Below are 25,869 nucleotides of genomic sequence, written 5' to 3'. Positions count from 1 at the left end.
GGTGGGGCCGTAACGGCGCGAGCGATGTCCTGACTGCCCCACCCCGGCTACCCCCGGATCAAGTCCGGGGTTCGCCGCCCCTCCCCATAAAGGGGAGGGAGAAGACTACACCGGGTCGGTGGGCGGGGGTGCGACAGGGGCCGGCGCGGCCTGAGCCTTGGCGGGTTCGTCCGGCAAGGGGATGAACTCCAGCGAATCCTCGCTGGGCAAGGCCATCCGGCCCGCCTTCCAGTCCGCCTTGGCCTGGTCGATGCGGGCCTGGCTGGAGGCGACGAAATTCCACCAGATCAGCCGTTCGCCCACCGGTTCGCCGCCCAGGACCATGACGGTCGACTGAACGAGGGCCTTAATGGTCGGCTCAGCCGTCGGCTCCAGCACGATCATCTGGCCTTCGTGGAAGGTGCGGTCGTCGACCTCGATGGAGCCCTTGGCCACAAACAGGGCGCGTTCGCTCATGCCGCCGGCGCCCTTGCCCGGAGGGGGCGCGGTTCTGACGCCGGGCTGAAGCTCCCAATGGACGTAGAAGAGCGGCGAAGACACCGGCACGGCCGCCTTGGCGCCATAGGCCTCGCCCGCCACCAGGCGCGCAAACAGGCCACCGTTCTCGTAAGCGGGCTGGGCGTCCTCATCCAGGTGATGGAAGGCGGGATCGATTTCCTCGGCCTCGTCGGGCAGGGCGATCCAGGCCTGCATGCCGTGCATCGGTCCGCCCCGGCTCTTCTTAAGGGGGTCCGTGCGCTCGGAGTGGACAATGCCCTTGCCGGCGGTCATCCAGTTCACCTCGCCGGGGCGGATGACCTGATTATAGCCGAGGTTGTCATGGTGCATGATCTCACCCTCGAACAGATAGGTGAGGGTCGACAGGCCGATGTGCGGGTGCGGCCGCACGTCGATGGCGTCCGAGCCCGGCGCGAACTCGGCCGGCCCCATCTGGTCCAGAAAAATGAAGGGCCCGACCATTCGGCGCGAATGGAAGGGCAGGACGCGGCCGACCTCGAACCCGCCCAGGTCCTTGCGGCGCGCGTCGATCACCAGTTCGATCATGATTTCGGCATCCCCTTCGGCGGACCAAGGCCCTCAGTGGAAAGGTCCGCCGAACAGTCTTATCCGACGTGAGGGGTGACTATGCCAAGAGGCAGAGCGGTCACATTCTTCACGCCGCGCGTGACGATATGGCTCTCGCAGTCCGAAACGATGCCCAGCGCCAGCAGCTTCTCGCGCAGGAACTTGTCGAAGGCGTGCATGTCGGACGTGATGATCCGCAGCACATAGTCTTCGCGCCCCGTAATGGTGGCGCACTGAACCACTTCCGGCCATTTGGCGACGGCGGCCTCGAAGATGTCGAGGTTCTCGGCCGACGGCAGCATCAGTTTGACGATGGCGTAGACCTCGAAGTCGAGGCCCAGCAGTTGCGCGTTCAAAAGGGTTACGCGCTTGGTGATCAGACCGGAATCTTCCAGTCGTTTGATCCGGCGCCAGCAGGGCGAGGCCGACAGACCGACCCGGTCCGCGACCTCCGCCACCGACAGGCCGGCGTCTTGTTGCAGGATATCCAGGATCCGAGCGTCGATGGGATCGAGTTCGTCCGCCAATGCGTTTCTCCGATTAACAGTATGGCGAAATAAAATACCCTAAATCGGGATTTCGCAAGGTCAAATTGAGCGAGCACCTGCTTAGGCGCCGTGTTATCAAACGTCCAGAGGAAACACGGACGGACCCCCGAACGGACATGGACGCCCGCATGAACGACAAATTGAGCCAAAAGAACAGCCGCCCGCTGTCGCTGCGCGTGCCGGAGCCTTCGGGCAGACCGGGCGATGCGCCGGACTTCACCCATCTGTCGATGGACCCCGCCGGGGCCGTCGAGCGGCCGGACGTGGCGACAACGCCCTATGAGATGCGCGACCACGCCTTCCGGCTGATTCGCGTTCTTGACGACGAAGGACAGGCCGTCGGGCCTTGGAATCCGCGCCTGGACCCCGAGACCCTGCGTCGCGGCCTGAAGGCCATGATTCTGACTCGCGCCTTCGACGACCGGATGCACCGCGCCCACCGCCAGGGCAAGACCAGCTTCTATATGAAGTGCACCGGCGAGGAGGCCATCGCGGTGGCCCAGGGCATGCTGTTGAGCCGCGAGGACATGGGCTTTCCGACCTATCGACAGCAGGGGCTTCTGATCGCGCGCGGCTATCCGCTGGTCGAGATGATGAACCAGATCTATTCGAACGCGGCGGACCCGATCAAAGGCCGCCAGCTGCCGATCATGTATTCCGCCAAGGACTATGGCTTCTTCACCATCAGCGGCAATCTGGGCACCCAGGTCCCGCAGGCCGTCGGCTGGGCCATGGCCAGCGCCTACAAGGGCGACGACAAGATCGCCATCAGCTGGATCGGCGACGGCGCCACGGCCGAAGGCGACTTCCATAACGCCCTGACCTTCGCCAGCGTCTATCGCGCGCCCGTCATTCTGAACATCGTCAACAACCAGTGGGCCATCAGCTCCTTCCAGGGCATAGCCGGCGGGCTGGAGACCACCTTCGCCTCCAAGGCCATCGGCTATGGCCTGCCGGCCCTGCGGGTGGACGGCAACGACTTCCTGGCGGTCTGGGCGGCGACCCAGTGGGCCGAGGAGCGCGCCCGGTCGAACCAGGGGGCGACGGTGATCGAACTGTTCACCTATCGCGGGGCCCCGCACTCGACCTCCGACGATCCCAGCCGCTATCGCCCCGGCGACGAACACGAGAAATGGCCGCTGGGCGATCCGCTGGACCGTCTGCGCCAGCACCTGACCGTGATTGGCGAATGGGATGACGAGCGCCACGCCACAGCCCTGCGCGAGGCGGTCGAACAGGTCCGCGCCGCCGGCAAGGAGTCCGAAGCCATCGGCACCCTGGGACAGTCGCGCCCCAGCGTGAAGACGATGTTTGAAGAGGTCTATGCGACCGAGGACTGGCGGCTGATCGAACAGCGCCGCGAGGTGGGGGTCTGACCATGGCTGAGCAAATCCCCTTCACCGACGCTGATCGCAACGACGGCGTCGAGCCGGACATGGTCGACCAGAACGCCGCCCCCGCCTCGGAAGCGACGGGATCCGGCGTACAGCCGATGAACATGATCCAGGCCCTGAACTCGGCCATCGACGTCAAGATGAGCGAGGACGCCAACGTCCTGTCGTTCGGCGAGGACGCCGGCTATTTCGGCGGGGTCTTCCGCGTCACCGACAAGCTGCAGCAGAAGCACGGCCTGACCCGCAGCTTCGACGCCCCGATCAGCGAATGCGGCATCGTCGCCGCCGCCATCGGCATGGGCGCCTATGGTCTGCGCCCCGTCGTCGAGATCCAGTTCGCCGACTACATCTATCCGGCCTATGACCAGATCGTCTCCGAAGCGGCCAAGATGCGCTATCGCTCGGGCGGTCAGTTCACCAGCCCCATCGTGGTGCGCAGCCCCTATGGCGGCGGCATCTTCGGCGGCCAGACCCACAGCCAGTCGCCGGAAAGCCTGTTCACCCATATCGCCGGCCTGAAGGTCGTCATTCCGTCCAACCCCTATGACGCCAAGGGCCTGTTGATCGCCGCCATCGAGGATGACGACCCGGTCGTCTTCTTCGAGCCGAAACGTCTCTACAACGGTCCGTTCGACGGCTGGCACGAGAAACCGGTCAGCCCGTGGAAGGCGCAGGACCTGGCCCAGGTGCCGACGGGCAAATATGTCGAGCCCATCGGCAAGGCGCGGGTCATGCGTGAGGGGAACGACGTCACCATCCTGGCCTATGGCACCATGGTCTGGGTGGCCCTGGCCGGGGCCGAGCACGCGGGCATAGACGCCGAGGTCATCGATCTGCGCTCGCTCGTGCCGCTGGACATCGAGACCATCGAAGCCAGCGTGAAGAAGACCGGCCGCTGCGTCATCGTGCACGAGGCGCCCAAGACCTCGGGCTTCGGCGGCGAACTGTCGGCCCTGGTTCAGGAGCGCTGCTTCTATCACCTGGAGGCGCCCATCGCCCGCGTCACCGGCTGGGACACGCCCTATCCCCATGCTTTCGAATGGGAATATTTCCCCGGACCGCAACGGGTCGCAGACGCCTTGAAGAGCGTCATGACGGGAGGTCGTTAAGATGGGTCGTTTCGTCTTCAAACTGCCCGACGTGGGCGAAGGCACCGCCGAGGCCGAACTGGTCGGCTGGCACGTCAAGATCGGCGATGTCGTGGCCGAGGACCAGATCGTCGCCGACGTCATGACCGACAAGGCCACGGTCGAGATCACCGCCCCGGTGTCCGGCAAGGTCATCGCCCTGCACGGCGAGCCCGGCGCCATGGTGCCGGTGCGTGGGCCGCTGGTGGAGTTCGAGGTCGAGGGGGCGGGGAATGCCGAAGAGGCTTCGCCCCCCTCCCCGGCTTCGCCGGTACTCCCCCCAAGGGGGGGAGATCGCGCGGCATCCAATCCTCCCCCCTTGGGGGAGGTGGCGCCGAAGGCGACGGAGGGGGCTGACGCCCCACAGACCTCCACCGGCAACTACGTCTTCAAACTGCCCGACGTCGGCGAAGGCACCGCCGAGGCCGAGCTGGTCGGCTGGCACGTCAAGGTCGGGGATGCGGTCGAGGAAGACCAGATCATCGCTGACATCATGACCGACAAGGCCACGGTCGAGATCACCTCGCCGGTCGCCGGTGTCGTCGTCGCCCTGTACGGCGAGGCAGGACAACAGGTCCCGGTCGGTGGGCCGCTGGTGGCCTTCGATGTGGCGGGCGCCGGGAATGTCGCCAAGAGCACCGTTCAGGCCCCCTCCGTCGCCTCCGGCGACACCTCCCCCAAGGGGGGAGGATCAGCACCGACAGCCGCCCCGAAATCCCCCCCCCCTGGGGGGAGTACCCGCGCAGCGGGGGAGGAGGGCAAGTCTGTCGCGCCCCCCGCCCTGACCGGCCGCGCGCCCGGTGAACGCCCCCTCGCCTCGCCCGCCGTGCGCAACCGCGCCCGCGACCTGGGCGTGGACCTGACTTTTGTGCCCGGCACCGGCCCCGCCGGGCGGATCACGAACGAGGACCTGGACGGCTTCATCGCGCGCGGCGGCGCCCAGCCGGCGTCCACCCCGTCCGGCGGCGGGTCGACCTATGCGAAAGCGGAAGGGACCACCGAGGTCCGCATCATCGGCCTGCGTCGCAAGATCGCGGAGAAGATGGCCGAGAGCGTGCGCCGCATTCCGCACATCACCTATGTTGAGGAGATCGACGTCACGGCGCTGGAAGAGCTGCGCGCCCACCTGAATGCGACGAAGTCCAAGGATCAGCCCAAGCTGAACGTCCTGCCCTTCATCGCGCGGGCCATCGTGGTCGCCCTGCGCGACCAGCCGCAGATCAACGCCCACTATGACGACGAGGCCGGCGTCCTGACCCAGCACGCCCCGGTCCATCTGGGCATCGCCGCCCAGACGCCGAACGGCCTGATGGTGCCGGTGGTCCGTCATGCCGAGGCGCGCGATCCCTATGATACGGCGCTGGAGATCGCCCGCGTCTCGGGCGCGGCCAAGGACGGGTCGGCCAAGCGCGAGGAACTGTCGGGCTCGACCATCACCATCACCTCGCTGGGGACCCTGGGCGGAGTGGTCCACACCCCGATCATCAACCACCCCGAGGTCGCCATCGTCGGCCCCAACAAGATCGCCGAGCGGGTCGTGGTTCGCGACGGCCAGATGGTGGTGCGCAAGATGATGAACCTGTCGTCGTCGTTCGATCATCGGATCGTCGACGGGTATGATGCGGCGGTGTTCGTGCAGCGGATCAAGGGGTTGCTGGAGCAGCCGGCGACGCTGTGGATGGGGTGAAGGCGTGAAGCTCACCGGTCCAATCATCTCGCTGGCGGTGCTGACAGCCTCGGCGACTCCCGCCTTGGCCTGCAGTCTCCCATCGGACTATGCGAAGTTCGAGCAAGCGTACTATCGATCCGTGACATCGGTCTATCGAGTGGAGGCGGAGGACTTCACGCCGGTGGACTCCCGCTCTCCTGATGACAGTTTCAGCGTTCGCCTAAAGCCGACCGAGGCGATCTGGGGCCAGGCTCCGCCTAAGCCGTTCACGCTCACCTTCACACCGGGAATGTGTAATGGCTGGTTTTTTGAGAATGTGAAGCAAGGCGAAACGCTGAACGGCAGGGCCTATTTTGTATTCCTGGCCCCACTGGCGCAGGAGCAGCCTTCCGAACTCCATATAATGCCGGCCGGCGATCAATCAGCGGCGGAGGCTCTCGTCATGCTGGGGCGGTTGCAAGAGTCGGGAGGTTGGGCGCCGCGCGCGGAAGACGATGCGCTTCCGTCCTGGCCACCGGCAGGCGCAATCGACTCCACCAGGCCGGCTCCCTACTGGTCACACCTAGTCCGTTGGCCTGCGATGATCGGGCTTGCGGTCGTTCTGTTCCTTATCGGCCTCGGGGTTGGACGCGCGTCTCGCCCGGATCGAGCAAAGTCGTAGCCATGACCCAGACCCTGAAGACCAAAGTTCTCATCATCGGCGCGGGCACCGGCGGCTATGTCGCGGGCATTCGTTGCGGCCAGCTGGGCCTCGACACCGTGCTGGTGGACGGGGGAGATGGGCTGGGCGGGACCTGTCTGAACGTCGGCTGTATTCCGTCCAAGGCCATCATCCATGCGGCGGGCAAGTTCGAGACCGTGGCCAAGGCGGCCGGGGGCGGGACGCTGGGGATCACGGCGGCCAAGCCGGCCATCGACCTGAAACAGACGGTCGCGTGGAAGGACGGGATCGTCCGTAAGCTGAACGCCGGGGTCGCGGCCCTGCTGAAGAAGGCCAAGGTCAAGGTGATCAAGGGCTGGGCGAAGTTCGAGGACGCCAAGACCTGCATCGTCCAGACTGACGACGGCGACATCCGCATCACGGCCGAACACGTCATCCTGGCCACGGGATCGGAGCCGGTCGAACTGCCCTTCCTCCCCTTCGGCGGCGACGTCATCTCCTCGACCGAGGCGCTGAGCCTGTCGGAAGTCCCGAAGAAGCTGGTCGTCGTCGGCGGCGGCTATATCGGGCTGGAGCTGGGCATCGCCTTCAGGAAGCTGGGGGCCGAGGTGGCCATCGTCGAAATGGCCGAGCGGATCCTGCCGCTCTATGACAAGGCCCTGACCGATCCGGTCGCCAAATGGCTGGAGACGCACGGCGTCGAGCTGCACCTGGGCGCGCGCGCCGGCGGCTTCGGGGACGGCAAGCTGTCGATCACGACCAGGGATGGCGAACCGCTGCAACTGGACGCCGACAAGGTGCTGGTCACGGTGGGGCGTCGGCCGCGCACGCAAGGGTGGGGTCTGGAGAATATGGGCGTGGCCATGGCCGGACCCTTCGTGAAGATCGACCAGCGCTGCGCCACCAGCATGAAGAACGTCTGGGCCGTGGGCGACCTGACCGGCGAACCCATGCTGGCCCACAAGGGCTCGGCCCAGGGCGAAGTGGTCGCTGAGATCATTGCGGGCCATGATCGGGTGTTCGATCCCGTCACCATCGCCGCCGTCTGTTTCACCGAGCCGGAGATCGTTTCGGCGGGTCTGGGCCCGAACGATGTCGCGGGCCGCGACGACGTGATCCAGTCGGTCTTCCCCTTCGCCGCCATCGGCCGGGCCCTGGCCATCGAGGCGGGCGAGGACGGCGGCTTCGTGCGGGTCATCGCCTCCAAGGCCGATCACCGTATCCTGGGCGTCCAGGCGGTCGGCCAGCATGTGTCGGAGCTGTCGAACAGCTTCGCCCAGATGCTGGAGATGGGGGCCGTGCTGGAGGATGTGGCGGGAACCATCCACGTCCACCCGACCCTGGGCGAAGCCTTCCACGAGGCGTCGCTGCGGGCCCTGGGCCACGCCATCCATATCTGAAGGCCGGGTCAAAACCCCGGCCGTCCGACGACGGATCCGCGCGACCTTCGACCAGCCGTCCGTACGGCTGAGGCGGCGAAACGGCGCTGGCACGAAAACAGGGTGACAAAGCGCCAAAAGCGCCAAGAGCGCCATTCGCCGGGGACGCGGACAGCGACGGGAGTGGGGATTCGATTTTCAAAGACCGTTGGGCGGAGAGTATCGCACGGTTTTGGAGCGTGGTGGGTCGAGGCGCGACCTCACGCGGTAAAGACCTGAAAAGACTGGATTCGGGTTGCGGAATTAGGATGGCCCGCGCGGCCTGAGCGACCAAAGAAAAAGGGCGGGACCTCGCGGTCCCGCCCTTCTGCATTTTCAGCCTGGAGTGGCTTGGACTTAGAAGTCCATGCCGCCCATGCCGCCCATGCCGCCCATGTCAGGCGACGAGGCGCCGCCCGACTTCTTGGGGGCGTCGGCGACGGCGGCTTCCGTGGTGATCAGGATGCCGGCCACCGAAGCGGCGTCTTGCAGGGCCGTGCGGACGACCTTGGCGGGGTCGATGACGCCCATCTTGACCAGGTCGCCGTATTCTTCGGTCTGGGCGTTGAAGCCGAACGAGGCGTCGTCGTTTTCCAGAACCTTGCCGACCACGATCGAGCCTTCGACGCCGGAGTTTTCGGCGATCTGACGGATCGGAGCCTGCAGGGCGCGACGGATGATCGCGATGCCGGCGTTCTGGTCAGCGTTGTCGCCCTTGACGTCGGCCAGGATCTTGGAGGCCTTCAGCAGAGCGATGCCGCCGCCCGGAACGATGCCTTCGTCAGCCGCGGCGCGCGTGGCGTTGAGGGCGTCGTCGACGCGGTCCTTCTTTTCCTTCACTTCGACTTCGGTCGAACCGCCGACGCGGAGAACCGCGACGCCGCCGGCCAGCTTGGCCAGACGTTCCTGCAGCTTTTCCTTGTCGTAGTCGGAGGTGGTGTCTTCGATCTGGCGCTTGATCTGGGCCACGCGGGCTTCGATGGCTTCCTTCTCGCCGACGCCTTCGACGATGGTGGTGTCGTCCTTGGTGATCGAGACCTTCTTGGCCTTGCCGAGCATGTCGAGGGTGACGGTCTCAAGCTTGATGCCCAGGTCTTCCGAGATGACCTGGCCGCCCGTCAGGATGGCGATGTCTTCCAGCATGGCCTTGCGGCGATCGCCGAAGCCCGGCGCCTTGACGGCGGCGACGCGCAGGCCGCCCCGCAGCTTGTTGACCACCAGGGTGGCCAGGGCTTCGCCTTCGATGTCCTCGGCGATGATCAGCAGCGGACGGCCCGACTGCACCACGGCTTCCAGGATCGGCAGCATGGCTTGCAGCGAGGTCAGCTTCTTCTCGAACAGCAGGATGAGGGGCTCTTCGAGAACAGCCTCCATCTTGTCGGCGTTGGTGATGAAGTAGGGCGACAGGTAGCCGCGGTCGAACTGCATGCCTTCGACGACGTCGACGGTGGTGTCGGCGGTCTTGGCTTCCTCGACGGTGATCACGCCTTCGTTGCCGACCTTGGCCATGGCCTGGGCGATCAGCTCACCGATTTCCGAGTCGCCGTTGGCCGAGATGGTGCCGACCTGGGCGATTTCCGAGTTGTTCGAGACCGGCTTGGACTTGGACTTGATCTCTTCCAGCACCAGGCCGACGGCCTTGTCGATGCCGCGCTTCAGATCCATCGGGTTCATGCCGGCGGCGACGGCCTTCAGGCCCTCTTGCACGATGGCTTGAGCCAGGACGGTCGCGGTGGTGGTGCCGTCGCCCGCCTTGTCGTTCGTCTTCGAAGCGACTTCGCGGATCATCTGGGCGCCCATGTTCTCGAAGGCGTCTTCCAGCTCGATCTCTTTGGCGACCGACACGCCGTCCTTGGTCGAGCGCGGGGCGCCGAAGGACTTCTGGATCACGACGTTGCGGCCCTTGGGACCGAGCGTCACTTTGACGGCGTTGGCGAGGACGTTGACGCCGCGCAGCATCTTGTCGCGAGCGTCGGTATTGAAATGTACGATTTTAGCGGCCATGCGGGCAGCTCCTATCTAGATGGATTGATGGAAGAAAATCGAACGTCGGGTGCTTAGGACAGCACGCCCAGGACGTCGGATTCCTTCATGATGATCAGGTCTTCGCCGTCGATCTTCACTTCCGTGCCCGACCACTTGCCGAACAGGATGCGGTCGCCGGCCTTCAGTTCCAGAGCATTGACCTTGCCGCTGTCGTCGCGGGCGCCGGGACCGACGGAGACGACTTCGCCTTCCTGCGGCTTTTCCTTGGCGGTGTCGGGGATGATGATCCCGCCCTTGGTCTTGGATTCTTCTTCAACGCGCTTGACCAGCACGCGGTCGCCGAGCGGACGAAACGCCATCGGTTCTCTCCTTTTGTACCCCCGGACGGGGGCGACTTGAAAACGGTGGGTCAGCCTCCCTTCGATCGCCGTTTTGGCAGCCGACCGATGAGAGTGCTAACGCGAGCGGGAGTTAGTCAGAGCAGGGCTCAGCGTCAAGCGCGTGGACCGTCGCCGGTCTGCGAAACTTCCGCGACAAATGAACCGAAAATGAATGCCGGGCTCCGAGGCCGTTCAAGCGGGCGCTGGCAGAACCGTCTCGACGCTGGACGCATTTCCTCTCGTGGGAATGCAGACCCGGCCCGAAAAATAAAAGGAGACGACCATGTCCAAGATGCTGAAGATCACCGCCGCCGTCGCCGCTCCCCTGGTCGCCATGAGCCTGATGGCCGTCCCCGCATCGGCTCAATCCTACCGCGACCGTGACCGCGGCGATGACAACACTGGCCGCAACGCCTTGATCGGCGCGGCGGTAGGCGGTCTGGCCGGCGCCCTCTACGGCAACGGCGACGGCAGCTATATCGCCGGCGGGGCCCTGGCCGGCGCGGCGCTCGGCGCCGTGGCGTCCAATCGCGGCTCGGGCTGCGAATATTATCGCGGCGGCCAGTGCTACCGGAACCAGGGCCACTGGGAACGCGAGCACGGCATCAACAGCCGCGACTCGCGCTGGGAGCAGCGCCGCGACTATCGCGACTATCGTCGGGACCAGCGTTATGACCGCCGGGACGAACGCCGCGACTACCGCTACGACCGCCGCTGGTAGACGACGGATCGGATAAGGAAGGGGCGTCCTGAGGGGCGCCCTTTTTTGTTACGCCGCGTCCTGGCGGGGTCCCCAGTGTGGGAAGGGATCCTCCAGCTTGGCCCAGCCCTTCGGGCCGCGCTCCATCTCGAACCGGGTCAGCAGGGCGGCGTCGAACATCGAGGTCAGCAGATCGCGGTTCATGTCCTTGCCGATCAGGACGATCTCCTGGCGGCGGTCGCCGTAGGGTTGACGCCAGACCGCCTCGATCGCCTTCAACCATTCGAGATTGTCGTCGGGCCAGCGCTCGCGCGGGGCCGAGGCCCACCACAAACCGCCCCATTCGTGTTCGGTCACGGCGCCCGCCTGGCTCCAGGAGCCGACATAGTCCATCCGGCTGGCCAGCCAGAAGAAGCCCTTGGAGCGCCAGACGCCGGGCCATTCGCGGTTGAGCAGGTCGTAGAAGCGTCGGGGGTGGAAGGGTCGCCGCGCCTTGTAGACGAAGGTGGAGACGCCGTATTCCTCGGTCTCGGGCGTCACCTCGCCGCGCAGGGCCTGGGACCAGCCGGCGGCTTGTTCCGCCCGCTCCATGTCGAACAAGCCCGTGCCGATGACCTGATCCAGGGCGACAGCGCCGCGCACCGCCTCAAGGATCCGGGCGCGAGGGTTGAACTGGGTCATCATCGCCCTCAGCGTCCCGAGCTGCGTCTCCTCCAGCAGATCGCATTTGTTCAGCACGATGACGTCGGCGAACTCGATCTGGTCAATCAGCAGATTGGCGACGGTGCGTTCGTCATCCTGGCCCAGATGTTCGCCGCGAGTCTTCAGGCTGTCGGTGGAGGGGTAGTCGCGGTGGAAGTTGAAGGCGTCCACCACCGTGACCATGGTGTCGATCCGGGCCAGGTCCGACAGGCTGAAACCCTCCTCGTCGCGAAAGTCGAAGGTGGCGGCGACCGGCATGGGTTCGGAAATCCCGGTGGATTCGATCAGCAGGCAGTCGAACCGACCCTCGCGCGCCAGCTTGCCGACCTCGATCAACAGATCCTCGCGCAGGGTGCAGCAGATACAGCCGTTGGACATCTCCACCAGCCGTTCCTCGGTCCGCGACAGATCCGCGCCGCCGCCGTCGCGCACCAGGGAGGCGTCGATGTTCACCTCGCTCATGTCGTTGACGATCACGGCGGCCCGCAAGCCCTCGCGGTTGACCAGGATGTGGTTGAGCAGGGTCGTCTTGCCGGCCCCGAGGAAGCCGGACAGGACGGTGACGGGCAGTTTCTTGAACTCAGACACGAAGGCGCTCCACGGATGCTGCGCCGAGCTTGACCACAGCCGGGCGACTATGAGAGTTACGTTATAGTATAACACGCACAGTCAGCAAGGTTTTCCATGGCGGTCGGCGCAGTCGTCCAGGGGCAGGCGCCCACGGTCTTCACCACCCTGTTCGAACCGCAGGTGCGGATGGCGATCTGGTCGAGACCCAGCCCCATGCCGCCCGACGCGCCGCCCCCGGCCGATTTCACCGCCGAATGCGACGGGCGCTGGATCACCCTATCGGGTGCGGCCCCCGAGTGGTTGCTGCAGGATATCGAGAGATTGGCGGAGATCGTGGCGGCGATCAGCGGATGCGACGCCTGGCGCGCGCGGTGCGAGACCGTGACCCGCCGCGCCTGTCCGCGCTTTCATCAAGACGCCGTGCCGGTGCGCCTGATCGTCGCCTATGAGGGGCCGGGGCCGGAATGGGCCTTCGCCGGCGAGATCGGCGAGGATCTGGACGGGCGCAACATCAGCACCCGCCGTCGAGTCCGCACCCTTCACCCCGGCGATGTCGCCGTCATGAAGGGCACGGCGCCGGGCTGGGAGGCCTGGCCGGAGTTTCCACAGGTCCTGCACCGCTCGCCGCCGGCCGGGAGACGATCCCCCCGGCGCGTCTTGACGATCGACGCCGCGCCGATGTGAGCCTTAACCCATCAACCGCGTCATCAGGCCGGCCGTCGAGGGGTCCAGATCGGCGGAGGGGCCGCCGGCGTGGACGTCCTTCAGGATGGCCTTGGCCAGGACCTTGCCCAGTTCGACGCCCCATTGATCGAAGCTGTTGATGTCCCAGATCACGCCTTCGACGAAGGTCTTGTGCTCATAGAGGGCCAGCAGGGCGCCCAGGGTCTGGGGCGTCAGGCGGTCCATGACGATGGCGGTCGAGGGTCGGTCACCGGTGAAGGTCCGGTGGGTCGCCAGACGGGTCGCCTCGTCCTCCGACAGGCCCTGGGCCAGGCCTTCCGCCTTGGCGGCCTCGGTCGTCTTGCCCAGCATCAGGGCCTGACCCTGGGCCAGGGCGTTGGACCAGAGCGGCGATTCCGGCGCGTCGGCATGGGTTTTGGCCACGATCACGAACTCGGCCGGGACGATCTGCGGGCCCTGGTGGATCTGCTGGAAGAAGGCGTGCTGGCCATTGGTGCCCGGTTCGCCGAACACCACCGGGCAGGTCTGGCGTGTCACCGGGGTTCCGTCGCGATGCACCCGCTTGCCGTTCGACTCCATCTCCAGCTGTTGCAGGAAGGACGGCAGGCGGCGCAGGGCGTGGGCGTAGGGCGCCACGGTGCGGGCGGGCCGGTTCAGGCCGTCGACGTTGAACACCTGGGCCAGGGCCAGAAGGATCGGGGCGTTCTGCTCAAGCGGAGCCGACACGAAGTGATCGTCCATGGCCGCAGCCCCGGCCAGCATCTGTTCGAACACATCCCAGCCCAGGGCGATGCCGCACGACAGGCTGACCGCCGACCACAGCGAATACCGACCGCCGACCCAGTCCCGGAACGCGAAGGTGCGGCCGCAGCCGAACGCCCCCGCCTTCTCCGGCGCGGCCGTCACGCCGATGAAGTGTTTGGTCATGCCTTCGGCCGGCAGGGACGCGGCCAGCCAGGCCTTGGCCGCATCGGCGTTGGCCAGGGTCTCTTGCGTCGTGAAGGTCTTGGACACGACCACGACCAGGGTGGTTTCGGGGTTCAGGCCGGTCAGGGCCTCGGCCATGTCGCGCGGATCGATGTTGGCCACAAAGCGCAGGTCGATGGACGGGGCCAGCGGGCGCAGGGCGTCCCAGACCACGCGGGGTCCCAGATCCGACCCGCCGATGCCGACGTGGACGATGGCCTCGAACCGCTTGCCCGTGGCCCCCGCCTCGGCGCCGGAGCGCACGGCGTCAGCATAGGTTTTCATGTCCGCCCGCACGGCGTCCACCTCGGCCGAGACCGGCTCGCCCAAGGCCTTGAAGTCGGCGCCGGCAGGGGCGCGCAGGGCCGGGTGCAGCACGGCCCGACCCTCGGTCAGATTGACGGCCTCGCCGGCGAACAGGGCGGCGCGACGCCCCTCGACGTCGCTGGCGCGGGCCAGATCCAGGCAGGCCTCGAAGGCGGCCTGGGTCCAGCTCTGTTTCGACAGGTCCAGATACAAACCCGCCGCCTCGACCGACATGCGGGCCAGACGGCCGGGATCGGCGGCGAACTGGTCCACGATACGGGTCTTGCCGGCCGTTTCAGCAGCAGCGTCGAAGGCGGTCCAGGCGTCGTCACGGGTCATCGTCGGTCCTCTGGGGAGAGAAGAAGGTAAACACTCGTTTACGGGTCGGGCGTATGCCGGTTCAACGTCCTAGCCGACGCTGAAACAGGAAGTCACCTCATGTCCTGCGGCCTTGCTCTCACAATCGCCCTGTCGATGTCCAATCCTGCGGTGGCCTTGGCGGCCGAACAGCCCCCCGCAGCGGTGGGCGCGCCCGTCTCGGTCGCCGCCGAGCCCCTGTTCGCCGACATTGTCGCCCGTTCCGGCGCGTTGAAGGCGGTGGTGGACGGTTGGGCGGCTTCGAAAGCAGCCGAAGAGGCGGCCTTCTTCACCAGCCAGGCCTTCGTCGGCTTCAAGGCCCAGGTCGAGGCCCTGGCCGCCCTGGACCTGCAGGGTCATCTGATCCTGAAGGAACGCGGCACGGACGGCGATCTGAAATGCATCCTGCGGGGGATTTCCGAGGACATGCCGAAGAAGCTCGAGGCGGTGCAGGCGGCGGCCACGCCGGCCGAGCGCGCCACCGCCCTGTCGGAACTGTCCTATCTGCTGAACGACAATGTCGAGGTGATCACGGCGCCGCCGCAGCCTGAGGTCTAGGCCTCCGGTCGTCAGAATTCCGAGATCGCGCCCGGGCGACGCGAGCGGGTCTTCAGCCACATGACGCCCAACAGGTCGGCGAAGGCGACCTTCAGCCGACCCCAGTTGGTGTATTTCGACCGACCCGTCTCGCGATGGCGGTGATCGACGTCGAGATACAGGTTCCGGAACCCCTCGCGGATCACCAGCGCCGGCAGATAACGGTGGAGGTGATCGAAATAGGGAAGACGCAGGAAGACGTCGCGGCGGAAGGCCTTCAGGCCGCAGCCGGTGTCGTCGGCGTCGTCGCCCAGCAGGCGGCGACGGATACGATTGGCCCACAGCGACGCCTGACGTTTGGCGTTCGAATCCTGGCGCTTGGCGCGGCGGCCGCCGACCAGACCGATATCGGCAGGGGCGGCCAGCAGGGCGTCGACCAGGCGCGGCGCGTCGGCGGGCGGGTTCTGGCCGTCGCCGTCCATGGTCACGATCACCGTCCCGCGCGCGGCGAGAACGCCGGTGCGGACGGCGCGGCTCTGGCCGGCGTTGCTGCCGTGCGACAGGATCCGCAGGGCCGGCAGTTCGGCCTGGGCGGCCTTCAGCTCGGCCAGGGTGGCGTCCCTGGAGGCGTCGTCGACGAAGATCATCTCGTAAGACCGGCCCGTAAAGGCGGCCGCGATCTCGCGCGCCAGGGGCACGGCGGCGCCGGCCTCGTCATGGACGGGAACGACGACGGAAATCTCGGGCGCGGCTTGGCTGGTCTCGGCGGTCATCGCCGCTCCATAGACGAGATCGACGGCTTAGGGGAGACGGCTGACGACGGCCCGGTCGCCGTGTATGGATCGTCGAATGAAGACTTTCGATCTGGATCGCCGCATCGCCGGCTGGAGGGGGCCGCTGTTCGCCGCCCTGCTGACGCTGGTCGCCGGCCTGCCGGGCCTGTTGCTGCTGCCGCCCCTGGACCGCGACGAGAGCCGGTTCGCCCAGGCGACGGTCCAGATGCTGGAGAGCGGCGACTATGTCGATATCCGCTTCCAGGACGAGCCGCGCTGGAAAAAGCCGGTCGGCATCTACTGGCTCCAGGCCGTCGCCGTCTCGCTGACCTCGGATGTCGAGGATCGCGAGATCGCCCCCTATCGTATTCCGTCCCTGCTGGGCGCCATGCTGGCCGCCTGGGCCGTGGCCTGGGCGGGATCGGCCATGCTGGGCAGCCGGGTGGGCTTCTTCGGCGGCGCCATCATGGGTGCGACCTTCCTGTTGTCGACCGAGGCGGGCATCGCCAAGACCGACGCCATGTTGTGCGGGGCCACCACCCTGGCCATGGCGGCTCTGGCGCGAATCTATATGGCGGCCAAGGCCGGCGAACGGCCGATCCGGCCGCACAAGCTGCTGTTCTGGATCGGGGTCGGCCTGTCCATCCTGATCAAGGGGCCGATCGGGCTTCTGGTCGTGGCCCTGGCCGTCATCGCCCTGTCGATCTGGGATCGGGACGTCAAATGGCTGGCGCGGCTCGGCTGGGGCTGGGGCCTGCCCCTGGTCGCCCTGATGGTCGGCCCCTGGGCCATCGCCATCACCATCGCCACCGACGGCGGCTTCTGGCGCGAGGCTATCGGCGGCGACCTGGCCCCCAAGATCGCCGGCGCGCATGAGAGCCATTCCGGCTTCCCCGGCATGTATCTGTTGCTGGCGCCCCTGCTGTTCTTCCCCTCGACCCTGCTGCTGCCCGCTGCACTCTCGACCGGCTGGAGCCGGCGGGCCGAGCCGGCGATCCGCTTTCTGGTCTGCTGGCTGGTTCCCGGCTGGCTGATGTTCGAACTGGCCCCGACCAAGCTGTGGCACTACACCCTGCCCACCTTCGGCGGTCTGGCCCTGTTGGCCGCCGCCGCCCTGGCGCGGCCGATCGGCAAGGTGTCGCGGATCACAGGGGCCGTGCTGGCGATGTTCGCGGCGGTGCTGATCATGGGGATCACCGTCTATGGGTTGACGGTCTATGGCACCTCGACGGCCCAGACCTGGGCGGCCCTGACCGTGGGAACCACCCTGGCGGCGGCGGCCATGGGCGCCTTCCTGCTGCTGAACCGGGCGACGGTCGCGGCCCTGGTCGCCTCGCTCGCCTTCGGGATCGTGGCCCACGGCGCCCTGGCCGGAACCATCCGTCAGCTGCGCCCCCTGGCCATCGCGCCCCAGCTGGAGAAGACGCTTGAAGCCGCCGACCTGCATCCGCGCCAGGGCCGCACGCCAGGGCCGGTGGCCATCACAACCTTCCACGAGCCCAGTTTCGTCTTCCTGACCGGACGGGACACCGAGCTGACCAACGCCGAGGGCGCCGCCCGCGCCCTGGCCGAGGGCCGGCCCGCCATCGTCGAAGGGCGCGACGCCGACGCCTTCCGCATCGCCGCCGGACGACTGGGCGTGTCGGGCCGGGCCGTCGGGGTGGTGCGGGGCTACAACTATTCGGGGGGGGACGAGATGAACCTGACCGTCTACGCCCCGCCGCCCCGTCCGACGAACAGCGCTGGCGAGGCGCAGTGAGCCGGTTCATCCAGATCGTCGAGGTCGGGCCCCGCGACGGTCTTCAGAACGAAAAGACGGTGCTGGAGCCCGCCGTCCGCGCGGACCTGGTTCGGCGGCTGGAAGCGGCGGGCGCCCGACGGATCGAGGCCGTCTCCTTCGTCCATCCCAAATATGTGCCGCAGATGGCCGGCGCCGAAGCGGTGATGGCGGCCCTGCCGCCCGCCCCCGGCCACAGCCGCATCGGCCTGGTCCTGAACGGCAAGGGTTATGACCGGGCCCTGGCGACGGGGGTGGACGAGGTCAATGTCTCGGTCGCGGCCACGGACGGCTTCGGCCTGAAGAACCAGGGCCTGTCGGTGAAGGACCAGCTGGCCATGCTGGGCGAGATCGTCGCCCGCCGACACAATGCGGAGGCGTCGGACGGCGCGCCGTCGCTGTCGGCCATGATCTCCTGCGTTTGGGGCTGCCCGTTCGACGGGGAGGTTTCCGTGGATCAGGTCGCGGACATGGTCGGCGCCATCGCCGAACTGGGCGTCGGCGAGATCGGTCTGGCCGACACTATCGGCGCCGGCGATCCCTGGGCGGTGACGCGCAAGGTCGAGGCCGCGCGCAAGGCCGCGCCCGCGGCCACCCTGCGCCTTCATTTCCACGACACCCGAAACACCGGCCTGGCCAACGCCTATGCCGGGGTCGAGGCCGGGATCGACGTGCTGGACGCCTCGGTCGGCGGCATCGGCGGCTGCCCGTTCGCGCCCGGCGCCACGGGAAATATCGCCACCGAGGACCTGGTCTATATGCTGACGCGCGCCGGGTTCGAGACCGGCTACGACCTGGACGCCCTGATCGCGACCGCCCGCTGGATCGGCGAGGCCATCGGCCGCCCCGCCCCGTCCGCCCTCAGCCGCGCAGGCGATTTCCCCCGCCACTGAGACCCGCCGTCACACCTCCGTCGTGGCGAACGGGGAGAAAAGGCGGTAATCAGGGTTAACAAGCGCAGCCATTGCGCCGGGGAGGACCGCCATGCTCATCGCCATACCCCTGCTTCTGATCCCGGTGATCCTGTACAATATCGTCGTACTGTTCGGCGACTCGAGCAATGTCGGCATGGCCCAGGCCGACGCCCTGTTGCGCGACCCGCTGTTCTCCATCCCCATGGCCTCGGGCGCCCAATGGAACATCGGCTCGGGCGACCTGATCCTGTTCCTGGGTCTGATCCTGCTGTTCTTCGAGCTGATCAAATCGACCTCCAGCCAGAAGGTGGCCATCGTCAATCACGCCCTGTCGATGGTCCTGTTCATCGTGGTCTTGGTCGAATTCCTGCTGATCCGTGGCTTTGCGACCTCGACCTTCTTCCTGATCGTGGTGATGATCCTGCTCGATGTGCTGGCGGGTTTCATCGTCACCATCATCTCGTCCCGCAAGGATTTCGACCTCGGGAACTGACGGCTTCATCAGGCCTCAAGTCGCCCGACAGGGCGGTAGGCCCCATACGGCCTCAAGCAGCCCGATAGGGCGGTAGGCCCCTAACAAGGCGATAGGCCTCTAAGAAAAAGCCGTGAAGATCAGGGCCACGACGGCGACGTCGAAAACCTTGGCGGCGAGGCTGAATGCGGCGGGCATGGGCTGGTCCGAAAAGAGGCGGTCTGCCCCCGTCCCAGCAAGCCCCGTGCCGCCGCCTCAGATGTCGGTCTTGGCGGCCTTGCCGGTCGGCGGACGACGCTCGGCCTCGCCGGAGTATTCGGTTCCCAGATAGGCGGCGCGGGCCGCGTCCAGCACCGGCGGACCGCCGCGCAGGCCCCGCTTCTGTCCGCGCTGTCCCATCTGCTGGGCGACGAAGGCCGCCGCGCCGGGATCGATGGCTGCATGGACGGCAGGTCTTGCCGGGCCGGCGTCCGGCTTGAACTCGGGTTCAGGGGTCTCGCTTGGGACCAGGGCGCGCGAGGCGGCCTGCTGGGCGCGGCGTTCCCGCTCGCGCCGCTCCCCGTCTCGCCGGTCCACCCGCTCGGGGCCGCCGACCGCCTGGATCCGGTCGGTCATTTCGTCTTGGATCCGCCCGCCAGACGATCGATCTGGGCGCGCATCTCGTCCATCTGGCGCCGCATCTCGTCCAGGGCGTCAGGGGCCGCCGCAGCGGGCGGCGTCTCATCCTTGGATTCGGCGCCGGCCGCCTGAGGGGTAGGCTCGGTCCGGGAATAGCCGAAAGCGGGGAAAATCTGCATGGCCCGCTCGAACATGGCCATATTGGCCTTGGCCGCCTCTTCCATCAGGCTGGCTCCCGAACCCGTCCCGAAGGCGCGGCTCATCTGGCTGGCGAACTGTTCCTGCTGCCGACCGAAATTCGCCAGCGACATCTCCAGATAGGAGGGCAGAACGCCTTGCATCTGCCCGCCGTAGAATCCGATCAGCTGCCGCAGGAACTGCACCGGCAGCAGGGCCTCGCCCCGACTTTCTTCCTCGAAGATGATCTGGGTCAGGATCTGACGGGTCAGGTCGTCGTTCGTCTTGGCGTCATAGACGACGAACTCGGTCCCCTCGCGCACCATGGCGGCGAGGTCCTCCAGCGTCACATAGGCGCTGGTCCGGGTATTGTAGAGCCTGCGGTTCGCGTACTTCTTGATGACGACCTGTGCGCCGTCGCCGTTCTTTCCGCCCTTGGTCTTTTCGTCAGCCACGCTTGTTCTCGCGATGTTGCAACGCGTCACTATCCTCCGTTGCGACGCGAAGCGCCAGAGGCCGTAAAAGCGCAGCCTCCGGACGGCCTCAGTGGCTCATGGCGGGGGCCAGCACCACGCCGACCAGCACGGCGGTCCAGTGGACCGTGGCGCCGGTGACGACGAACCCGTGCCAGATGGCGCGACGGAAACGGACCTTGGGGCTGACGAAGACGAAGACCCCGGCCGTATAGATCAGGCCGCCGATCACCAGCAGGCCCAGGGCGATCGGGTGGACCGTCTCGACCATCGGCTTCAGCGCGGCGACCGCCAGCCAGCCGAACACCACATAGACGCCGCTCCAGAACTTGTCGGAGATGCGGGGCGCGAACAGCTTCACGGCGGCGCCGCCAAAGGCCAGAGTCCAGATCAGGGCGGTGAAGCCCACCGACCAGGCGCCTTCGAATCTCTGGGTGGTGAAGGGGGTGTAGCTGCCGGCGATCATCAGGAAGATCGCCGCCTCGTCCAGCCGGCGCAGCACCGGCCGCGCCGCGCAGGGATTGGTCCAGTTGTAGATGGTCGAGGCCGTGAGCATTCCGATCAGGCACAGGGCGTAGACGGCCGTGGCGAGCACCCCGCCGATCCCGGTGTAGACCCCCGCCAGACCCGCCAGGATCACGCCCCCGACCGCGGCCAGCATCAGGCCGACGACATGGACCCAGAGGTCAGCCAGCTTCTCGGCGCGCGTCTGGTAATGCTCGATCATGTCCAGCTCGTCCGGCGTGCAGACGTGGGAGACTAGGCGTTTCAGCGTGCGGAGCATGGCCAATCAATCCAGGATCGTCCGTAATGTTCCTGGACAATGCGCCATCAGGGTGACGAATGGCTGAATCCCGGGTCACTTTTCTGCACCCAGGTGACGAACCCTCGCGTATGCGGCAAAACAGCCACTCGATATTCTCCAGAGCGTGAAATCCTCATGATCGACGTCGTCATTGTCTCCGCAGCCCGCACGCCGGTCGGGTCTTTCCTGGGCGCCCTATCGGCTCTGCCTGCGTCGAAGCTCGGCGAGATCGCCATCACGGCGGCGCTGGAACGCGCCGGGGTTTCGGGCGACGAGGTGGACGAAGTGATCCTGGGCCATGTGCTTCAGGCCGCCGCCGGCCAGGGTCCGGCGCGCCAAGCCGCCATCGGCGCCGGGGTGCGTCAGGAGGCTCCGGCCTGGAGCCTGAACCAGATCTGCGGCTCAGGCCTGCGCGCCGTCGCCCTCGCCGCCCAGCAGATCGCCCTGGGCGACGCCAAGATCGTCGTCGCCGGCGGGCAGGAAAGCATGAGCCAGGCGCCCCACGCCCAGCAGCTGCGGGCCGGGCACAAGATGGGCGACGTCGCCCTGGTCGACACCATGGTCAAGGACGGGCTGTGGGACGCCTTCAACGGCTATCACATGGGCCAGACCGCAGAGAACATCGCCGACAAATGGGCGATCACCCGCGAAGCCCAGGACGAGTTCGCTCTGGCCAGCCAGCACAAGGCCGAGGCGGCCCAAACTGCGGGACGGTTCGACGCCGAGATCGCTCCAGTCTTCATTCCCGGCAAGAAGGGCGACGTCGTCGTCGACAAGGACGAATATATCCGCCACGGCGCGACCATCGAGCTGATGCAGAAACTGCGGCCCGCCTTCACCAAGGACGGCAGCGTCACAGCCGCCAACGCCTCGGGCCTGAACGACGGCGCCGCCGCCCTGGTGCTGATGAGCGCTGAAGAGGCCAAGGCGCGCGGCCTTGAGCCCCTGGCCCGTATCGCCTCATACGCCACGGCCGGGGTCGATCCGTCGATCATGGGCACGGGGCCGATCCCCGCCTCGAAGAAGGCGCTGGAGAAGGCGGGCTGGACCGTCGCCGATCTGGACCTGGTCGAATCCAATGAGGCCTTCGCCGCCCAGAGCCTGTGCGTGGTCAAGGAACTGGGCCTCGACCCGGCCAAGGTCAACGTCAACGGCGGCGCCATCGCCATCGGCCACCCCATCGGCGCATCAGGCGCCCGCATCCTGACGACGCTTCTGTTCGAGATGAAGCGATCAGGCGCCAAGAAGGGCCTCGCCACCCTGTGCATCGGCGGCGGAATGGGCGTGGCGATGTGCGTCGAACGACCTTGAAGCCCGTACAGCCGACGCCGTCAGGGTTTCGCCTGATCAACGTTGGGCTGGACCAATTCGGCATCAAGAACCTTTGGGACGTGATCGGCGTCGCCTATGGGCGCGTCACGGACTGGCGACTGGAGATCAAACTGGAGCACCTGTCCGGCATGACGGCGGCTGTGATCTTTGATCAAGCCGCCAGCTTCCGCGTCCAGGACGAAAGAGACATGCTTGGCTATTGGGCCGCCCGAGATCGGGAGGGCGTCGCCGTGGGCGACCTGTATCAGGTCGAGACCAGCCTCTATCTGACCGAATTCGCGACCAGCATCAGCGGCTATACGGAAGACCTCGCTCACTATTTGGTCTGCGGGCGCGACGCCTGCGTCGAGGTGCTGTCCTCCCAAATGCCTCGGCTGAGGAACGCCTGACTTCGGAACACCGAGGCCAGGCGTCCAAACGGCTCAGTCCGCCGGATATTCGAACGGATCCGTCGGCGTCGGTTGGGTCGGCAGCGGCATGCGCGGCAGGGGTTCATCGCGGTTGGCGGCGTTCAGAAGGAAGCTGGCCAGGATGATGGCAGCCTGACGCATGTCTTCCGGCTTGAGGTGGTCATAGGAGTCGATGCTGGTGTGGTGCAGGCGGCTGGAATAGTCGAGCGGGTCCTGGATGAACTGATAGCCGGGGATGCCGACGGCCTGCATATAGACGTGGTCGGTGCCGCCCGACGGCCGCAGCGAGACCGTGGTCGCCCCCATGCTGGCGAAGGGCGACAGCCACTCCTGGAAGATCGGGGCGACCGCGACATTGCCCTCGGCGTTGACGCCGCGGATCTTGCCCGAGCCGTTGTCGAGGTTGAAATAGGCGACCAGATCGCCGTGACCCTCGCGCGGCTCGACCGGCCAGCGGTTCCGCCAGGTGCGGTTGTTCGGCAGATTGGCCCAGGCCGGATCGGTCGCCGGGGCGCGGGTCGCCAGATGGCGGTCGACATAGGCCAAAGAGCCCAGCAGACCCTGTTCCTCGCCGTTCCACAGGGCGAACCTGATGGTGCGTTTGGGCCGCACGCCCAGGGTCTTCAGGATGCGCGCCGCCTCCATGACGACCGCGCTGCCCGCCGCATTGTCCACGGCGCCGTCAGAGGCGACCCAGGAATCCAGATGGGCGCCGGCCATGACATATTCAGCGCCCCGCGCCGTGCCGGGGATGTCGGCCAGGATGTTGTAGGCGTTGACGTCCTCGTCGTGGAACCGGACCTCGCTGGTCAGCTCCAGGGTCGGCGGCGTGTCCGTCAGGGCCAGGCGCGCCAGGCGACGATAGTCCTCGGCCGCCAGCTCCATCCCCGCCAGCTTCGGCGTGGCGCCGACCTGATAGGTATAGCCCGTGCCGTGCAGCAGGCCGCCGTCACGCTGGGAGATCTTCACCCAGGCCAGGGCGCCCTGTTCGACCAGGAAGGCGTCCAGCTTGGCGGCGAAGTCGGCGGTCTCCAGCTGCTTCTGGATGGCGATGGGGGAATACTGCGGCTGGGAATAGGTGTTCCGCTCGGCCAGTTCGGCGCTGGTCCAGCGTTTGAAGGCCGGTTCCGTCGGCTCGGACCCCGTGCCGGGTTGCGACAGCATGACGATCTTGCCGGACAGCTTGCCGCGCCATTTGTCGAAGTCCTCGACCTTGGAGATCGGGGCGACGATCACCCCGCCGCTAATGGTGCCATTGGTCGACGGGGTCCAGGCCACCGGGATGGCGCGCAGGTCCAGCGGGCGCGGCGCCGTCATGCGGGCGCTGGCGCGGACGATGGACCAGCCCCGGCCGAACTCGAACCCCTCGGCGCGGACATTGGACAGGCCCCAGTCGCGAAACTGCTGTTGGGTCCACTGCTCGGCCTCGCGCATCTGTGGGGAATTGGTCATCCGCCCGCCGATCCGGTCGGTCAGATAGGCGGCAGTCTGCATGACCTGGCTGTGGTTCAGCCCCTGGTCGATGATGCCGTTGACGGCGACCCGGTCCACCGACTGGGCGGCGACGGGCGTGGCCAGAAGAGCGGCGGCGGAAACGAAGGCAAGCAGACGCGACATGAGATCCCCTGAAACTGAACAGGGCGCATCTGAAATGATCCGGCGGCGAAGTGCAAACCGCAAAGCTCGATCTTGGGCTGCGGCGATCAGCCCCAGGGACCGTTCGGCTTGACCGGAGTGGGAGGCACGCCGGTGGTCGTGCGGACGGGGGTGACCGGCACGGCTGATGCGGCCGCCGATTCTACAAAGGCGCGGGGCCGCACGCCCATCTTCAGTCCCAAATCCATCAACGCCTTCACGCGATTGCCGGTGGCCGGGTGGGTCGAGAACAGGTTGTCGGCGCCGCGTCCGGCCAAGGGGTTGATGATGAACATCTGGCCTGAAGCGGGATTTCGCTCGGCCGTGGGATTGTGGATTCGCTTGGCGTAGGCGTCGATCTTCTGAAGGGCCGAGGCCAGGGCCTGGGGGTCGCCGGCGATTTCGGCGCCGACGCGGTCGGCCTCATATTCGCGCCCCCGGCTGATGGCCATCTGCACCAGGCCGGCCGCCATGGGCGCCAGGATCATCAGGGCCAGGGTCCCGATGATCCCGCCCGGCCGCTCCCGGTCGTCGCCACCGCCGAAGAAGAGGGCGAAATTGGCCAGGGCTGCGATGGCGCCGGCGATGGTGGCCGTCACCGTCATGATCAGGGTGTCGCGGTTCTTCACATGCGCCAGTTCGTGCGCCATCACCCCGCGCACCTCTTCCCGCGTCAACATGTCCAGCAGGCCCGTGGTGGCGCAGACGGCGGCCCGTTCGGGATTGCGGCCGGTGGCGAAGGCGTTCGGCTGATCGTTGGGAATAATGGCGACCTGGGGCTGGGGCAGGCCCGCGGCGCGCGCCATCTGGCGCACGTCGGCGACATAGTTGCGCACCACGGCGTTGGGGTGCTGCTCGTCGACCGGCTGGGCCCGGTACATCTTCAACACGATCTTGTCGGCGTTCCAGTAGCTGAACAGGTTCATGCCGCCAGCAAACACCAGGGCGATGGCCATGCCCGTCGCGCCGCCGATCAGATAGCCGACGCCCCCGAACAGGGCGGTCAGGGCGGCCAGCAGGATGAAGGTCTTCAGATGGTTCATCGTCGTTCCGTCCGCGATCGACCGGTTTTTCTGGCGCCACGGCTTCAATCGACTATTTGAGGCTACGAGACGCCGCCCTCAAGGGAGCCGACCTGTGACCGAACATCCCACCCCCGATACGGGCCCCGATACGGACGGCGCAGCCGCCGACAACGAGAATGCGCCCGTTTTCAACGCCGACATCCCGCATGCGACGCCCCAGAAGCCGCTAAGCGAGGTCGCGCGGCGTGCTTTGCTGGAAGCGGCCGATCGTCGCGCGGCCGAGCAGAGCACCGAAAGCGCCAGCGAATACGGCGGTCCGTCCGGACCCGAACCCACCCGCTACGGCGACTGGGAGAAAAAGGGCCTGGCCGTCGATTTCTGACCGACG

The 25,869-nt window shown here is 66.9% G+C and carries 26 protein-coding genes; 14 read left to right on the top strand and 12 right to left on the bottom strand.

Annotation, left to right across the window (positions count from 1 at the left end; translation table 11 throughout):
* Window positions 1-105 precede the first annotated feature (105 nt).
* Both PKE72_RS09095 and PKE72_RS09090 read right to left on the bottom strand, forming a co-directional pair.
* Window positions 106-1,044, bottom strand: a complete 939-nt coding sequence (locus PKE72_RS09095; protein WP_271165060.1) for a pirin family protein — start codon at window positions 1,042-1,044, stop codon at window positions 106-108.
* Between the two features lie 59 nt (window positions 1,045-1,103).
* Window positions 1,104-1,592, bottom strand: a complete 489-nt coding sequence (locus PKE72_RS09090) for an Lrp/AsnC family transcriptional regulator (protein ID WP_166621736.1) — start codon at window positions 1,590-1,592, stop codon at window positions 1,104-1,106.
* Window positions 1,593-1,741: 149 nt separating this feature from the next.
* Here PKE72_RS09090 and PKE72_RS09085 point away from each other — a divergent pair, with 149 nt between their 5' ends.
* From PKE72_RS09085 to lpdA, 5 genes are read left to right on the top strand one after another with little or no spacing between them, the layout of a single operon-like run.
* On the top strand, window positions 1,742-2,989 hold the full coding sequence (locus PKE72_RS09085; protein ID WP_271165059.1) for a 3-methyl-2-oxobutanoate dehydrogenase (2-methylpropanoyl-transferring) subunit alpha: 1,248 nt from the start codon (window positions 1,742-1,744) through the stop codon (window positions 2,987-2,989).
* 2 nt (window positions 2,990-2,991) lie between these two features.
* A complete protein-coding gene (locus tag PKE72_RS09080) occupies window positions 2,992-4,116 on the top strand; it encodes an alpha-ketoacid dehydrogenase subunit beta (protein ID WP_271165058.1) in 1,125 nt (374 codons plus the stop codon).
* A gap of 1 nt (window position 4,117) precedes the next feature.
* Window positions 4,118-5,821, top strand: a complete 1,704-nt coding sequence (locus PKE72_RS09075; protein ID WP_271165057.1) for a dihydrolipoyl dehydrogenase family protein — start codon at window positions 4,118-4,120, stop codon at window positions 5,819-5,821.
* 4 nt (window positions 5,822-5,825) lie between these two features.
* On the top strand, window positions 5,826-6,464 hold the full coding sequence (locus tag PKE72_RS09070; RefSeq protein ID WP_271165056.1) for a hypothetical protein: 639 nt from the start codon (window positions 5,826-5,828) through the stop codon (window positions 6,462-6,464).
* A 2-nt stretch (window positions 6,465-6,466) separates the two neighbouring features.
* Complete coding sequence (gene lpdA, locus PKE72_RS09065) at window positions 6,467-7,864, top strand: dihydrolipoyl dehydrogenase (RefSeq protein WP_271165055.1); 1,398 nt, start codon at window positions 6,467-6,469, stop codon at window positions 7,862-7,864.
* Window positions 7,865-8,239: 375 nt separating this feature from the next.
* Here the strand turns inward: lpdA and groL are convergent, their stop codons facing one another.
* Window positions 8,240-9,886: a chaperonin GroEL gene (gene groL / locus PKE72_RS09060; RefSeq protein ID WP_271165054.1), complete on the bottom strand. Its 1,647-nt coding sequence runs from the start codon at window positions 9,884-9,886 to the stop codon at window positions 8,240-8,242.
* Window positions 9,887-9,939: 53 nt separating this feature from the next.
* Window positions 9,940-10,227 (bottom strand): co-chaperone GroES, encoded by a 288-nt coding sequence (groES, locus tag PKE72_RS09055; protein WP_123288102.1) that lies wholly within the window; start codon window positions 10,225-10,227, stop codon window positions 9,940-9,942.
* 304 nt (window positions 10,228-10,531) lie between these two features.
* Here groES and PKE72_RS09050 point away from each other — a divergent pair, with 304 nt between their 5' ends.
* Window positions 10,532-10,969: a hypothetical protein gene (locus PKE72_RS09050; RefSeq protein WP_271165053.1), complete on the top strand. Its 438-nt coding sequence runs from the start codon at window positions 10,532-10,534 to the stop codon at window positions 10,967-10,969.
* A gap of 48 nt (window positions 10,970-11,017) precedes the next feature.
* Here PKE72_RS09050 and zigA read toward each other — a convergent pair whose 3' ends face one another.
* Window positions 11,018-12,238, bottom strand: a complete 1,221-nt coding sequence (gene zigA / locus PKE72_RS09045; protein WP_271165052.1) for a zinc metallochaperone GTPase ZigA — start codon at window positions 12,236-12,238, stop codon at window positions 11,018-11,020.
* 96 nt (window positions 12,239-12,334) lie between these two features.
* Between zigA and PKE72_RS09040 the strand changes: the two genes are divergently transcribed.
* Window positions 12,335-12,904: a DUF1826 domain-containing protein gene (locus PKE72_RS09040; RefSeq protein WP_271165051.1), complete on the top strand. Its 570-nt coding sequence runs from the start codon at window positions 12,335-12,337 to the stop codon at window positions 12,902-12,904.
* A gap of 3 nt (window positions 12,905-12,907) precedes the next feature.
* On the opposite strand, the gene pgi is transcribed toward PKE72_RS09040, so the two are convergent.
* Window positions 12,908-14,515: a glucose-6-phosphate isomerase gene (gene pgi, locus PKE72_RS09035; RefSeq protein WP_271165050.1), complete on the bottom strand. Its 1,608-nt coding sequence runs from the start codon at window positions 14,513-14,515 to the stop codon at window positions 12,908-12,910.
* Between the two features lie 99 nt (window positions 14,516-14,614).
* Between pgi and PKE72_RS09030 the strand changes: the two genes are divergently transcribed.
* Window positions 14,615-15,091 carry a hypothetical protein gene (locus PKE72_RS09030; RefSeq protein WP_271165049.1) on the top strand — a complete coding sequence of 159 codons (477 nt, stop codon included), beginning with the start codon at window positions 14,615-14,617 and terminating at the stop codon, window positions 15,089-15,091.
* Window positions 15,092-15,102: 11 nt separating this feature from the next.
* Here PKE72_RS09030 and PKE72_RS09025 read toward each other — a convergent pair whose 3' ends face one another.
* Window positions 15,103-15,843: a glycosyltransferase family 2 protein gene (locus PKE72_RS09025; protein ID WP_271165048.1), complete on the bottom strand. Its 741-nt coding sequence runs from the start codon at window positions 15,841-15,843 to the stop codon at window positions 15,103-15,105.
* A gap of 76 nt (window positions 15,844-15,919) precedes the next feature.
* Between PKE72_RS09025 and PKE72_RS09020 the strand changes: the two genes are divergently transcribed.
* The 3 genes from PKE72_RS09020 to PKE72_RS09010 all read left to right on the top strand — a co-directional run bounded on the left by PKE72_RS09020 (window position 15,920) and on the right by PKE72_RS09010 (window position 19,027).
* Entirely contained in the window at window positions 15,920-17,602 is a 1,683-nt protein-coding gene (locus PKE72_RS09020; protein ID WP_271165047.1) for an ArnT family glycosyltransferase, read from the top strand.
* On the top strand, window positions 17,599-18,513 hold the full coding sequence (locus tag PKE72_RS09015; RefSeq protein WP_271165046.1) for a hydroxymethylglutaryl-CoA lyase: 915 nt from the start codon (window positions 17,599-17,601) through the stop codon (window positions 18,511-18,513). Before PKE72_RS09020 ends, PKE72_RS09015 begins: the two co-directional genes overlap by 4 nt.
* Window positions 18,514-18,604: 91 nt before the next feature.
* The gene (locus tag PKE72_RS09010) at window positions 18,605-19,027 is read left to right on the top strand and encodes a hypothetical protein (RefSeq protein ID WP_271165045.1); all 423 of its coding nucleotides are present in this window, start codon (window positions 18,605-18,607) and stop codon (window positions 19,025-19,027) included.
* A gap of 234 nt (window positions 19,028-19,261) precedes the next feature.
* Here the strand turns inward: PKE72_RS09010 and PKE72_RS09005 are convergent, their stop codons facing one another.
* The 3 genes from PKE72_RS09005 to trhA all read right to left on the bottom strand — a co-directional run bounded on the left by PKE72_RS09005 (window position 19,262) and on the right by trhA (window position 21,058).
* Window positions 19,262-19,621, bottom strand: a complete 360-nt coding sequence (locus tag PKE72_RS09005; RefSeq protein ID WP_271165044.1) for a hypothetical protein — start codon at window positions 19,619-19,621, stop codon at window positions 19,262-19,264.
* Window positions 19,618-20,256, bottom strand: coding sequence for a polyhydroxyalkanoate synthesis repressor PhaR (phaR, locus tag PKE72_RS09000; RefSeq protein ID WP_271165043.1), 639 nt, complete (start codon window positions 20,254-20,256; stop codon window positions 19,618-19,620). The genes PKE72_RS09005 and phaR overlap by 4 nt, the downstream gene beginning before the upstream one ends.
* Window positions 20,257-20,344: 88 nt before the next feature.
* Window positions 20,345-21,058, bottom strand: coding sequence for a PAQR family membrane homeostasis protein TrhA (gene trhA, locus PKE72_RS08995; RefSeq protein WP_271165042.1), 714 nt, complete (start codon window positions 21,056-21,058; stop codon window positions 20,345-20,347).
* Window positions 21,059-21,214: 156 nt separating this feature from the next.
* Between trhA and PKE72_RS08990 the strand changes: the two genes are divergently transcribed.
* Window positions 21,215-22,390 carry an acetyl-CoA C-acetyltransferase gene (locus tag PKE72_RS08990; protein WP_271165041.1) on the top strand — a complete coding sequence of 392 codons (1,176 nt, stop codon included), beginning with the start codon at window positions 21,215-21,217 and terminating at the stop codon, window positions 22,388-22,390.
* On the top strand, window positions 22,372-22,800 hold the full coding sequence (locus tag PKE72_RS08985) for a hypothetical protein (RefSeq protein WP_271165040.1): 429 nt from the start codon (window positions 22,372-22,374) through the stop codon (window positions 22,798-22,800). The genes PKE72_RS08990 and PKE72_RS08985 overlap by 19 nt, the downstream gene beginning before the upstream one ends.
* Window positions 22,801-22,833: 33 nt before the next feature.
* On the opposite strand, the gene PKE72_RS08980 is transcribed toward PKE72_RS08985, so the two are convergent.
* Complete coding sequence (locus tag PKE72_RS08980) at window positions 22,834-24,438, bottom strand: M20/M25/M40 family metallo-hydrolase (RefSeq protein ID WP_271165039.1); 1,605 nt, start codon at window positions 24,436-24,438, stop codon at window positions 22,834-22,836.
* 86 nt (window positions 24,439-24,524) lie between these two features.
* Entirely contained in the window at window positions 24,525-25,499 is a 975-nt protein-coding gene (htpX, locus tag PKE72_RS08975) for a zinc metalloprotease HtpX (RefSeq protein ID WP_271165038.1), read from the bottom strand.
* Between the two features lie 94 nt (window positions 25,500-25,593).
* On the opposite strand from htpX, the gene PKE72_RS08970 reads away from it, so the two are divergent.
* Window positions 25,594-25,863 carry a DUF1674 domain-containing protein gene (locus PKE72_RS08970; RefSeq protein WP_309298337.1) on the top strand — a complete coding sequence of 90 codons (270 nt, stop codon included), beginning with the start codon at window positions 25,594-25,596 and terminating at the stop codon, window positions 25,861-25,863.
* Window positions 25,864-25,869: the final 6 nt, after the last annotated feature.

It is taken from the genome of Brevundimonas intermedia, from assembly GCF_027922165.1.
Taxonomy (GTDB): domain Bacteria; phylum Pseudomonadota; class Alphaproteobacteria; order Caulobacterales; family Caulobacteraceae; genus Brevundimonas; species Brevundimonas intermedia.
Note: the sequence above shows the minus strand (reverse complement) of the source record. Positions and strands in the feature narration are given on the sequence as shown.

Bases quoted from the DNA above. Each gene is read 5' to 3' on its own strand.
- PKE72_RS09020 (WP_271165047.1), top strand. From the start codon at position 15,920: ATGAAGACTTTCGATCTGGATCGCCGCATCGCCGGCTGGAGGGGGCCG.
- PKE72_RS08990 (WP_271165041.1), top strand. From the start codon at position 21,215: ATGATCGACGTCGTCATTGTCTCCGCAGCCCGCACGCCGGTCGGGTCT.
- pgi (WP_271165050.1), bottom strand. From the start codon at position 14,515: ATGACCCGTGACGACGCCTGGACCGCCTTCGACGCTGCTGCTGAAACG.
- PKE72_RS09095 (WP_271165060.1), bottom strand. From the start codon at position 1,044: ATGATCGAACTGGTGATCGACGCGCGCCGCAAGGACCTGGGCGGGTTC.
- htpX (WP_271165038.1), bottom strand. From the start codon at position 25,499: ATGAACCATCTGAAGACCTTCATCCTGCTGGCCGCCCTGACCGCCCTG.
- groES (WP_123288102.1), bottom strand. From the start codon at position 10,227: ATGGCGTTTCGTCCGCTCGGCGACCGCGTGCTGGTCAAGCGCGTTGAA.
- PKE72_RS09030 (WP_271165049.1), top strand. From the start codon at position 14,615: ATGTCCTGCGGCCTTGCTCTCACAATCGCCCTGTCGATGTCCAATCCT.
- groL (WP_271165054.1), bottom strand. From the start codon at position 9,886: ATGGCCGCTAAAATCGTACATTTCAATACCGACGCTCGCGACAAGATG.
- PKE72_RS09075 (WP_271165057.1), top strand. From the start codon at position 4,118: ATGGGTCGTTTCGTCTTCAAACTGCCCGACGTGGGCGAAGGCACCGCC.
- PKE72_RS09080 (WP_271165058.1), top strand. From the start codon at position 2,992: ATGGCTGAGCAAATCCCCTTCACCGACGCTGATCGCAACGACGGCGTC.
- PKE72_RS09010 (WP_271165045.1), top strand. From the start codon at position 18,605: ATGCTCATCGCCATACCCCTGCTTCTGATCCCGGTGATCCTGTACAAT.
- PKE72_RS09085 (WP_271165059.1), top strand. From the start codon at position 1,742: ATGAACGACAAATTGAGCCAAAAGAACAGCCGCCCGCTGTCGCTGCGC.
- PKE72_RS09040 (WP_271165051.1), top strand. From the start codon at position 12,335: ATGGCGGTCGGCGCAGTCGTCCAGGGGCAGGCGCCCACGGTCTTCACC.
- PKE72_RS09050 (WP_271165053.1), top strand. From the start codon at position 10,532: ATGTCCAAGATGCTGAAGATCACCGCCGCCGTCGCCGCTCCCCTGGTC.
- lpdA (WP_271165055.1), top strand. From the start codon at position 6,467: ATGACCCAGACCCTGAAGACCAAAGTTCTCATCATCGGCGCGGGCACC.
- PKE72_RS09005 (WP_271165044.1), bottom strand. From the start codon at position 19,621: ATGACCGACCGGATCCAGGCGGTCGGCGGCCCCGAGCGGGTGGACCGG.
- trhA (WP_271165042.1), bottom strand. From the start codon at position 21,058: ATGCTCCGCACGCTGAAACGCCTAGTCTCCCACGTCTGCACGCCGGAC.
- PKE72_RS08980 (WP_271165039.1), bottom strand. From the start codon at position 24,438: ATGTCGCGTCTGCTTGCCTTCGTTTCCGCCGCCGCTCTTCTGGCCACG.
- PKE72_RS09025 (WP_271165048.1), bottom strand. From the start codon at position 15,843: ATGACCGCCGAGACCAGCCAAGCCGCGCCCGAGATTTCCGTCGTCGTT.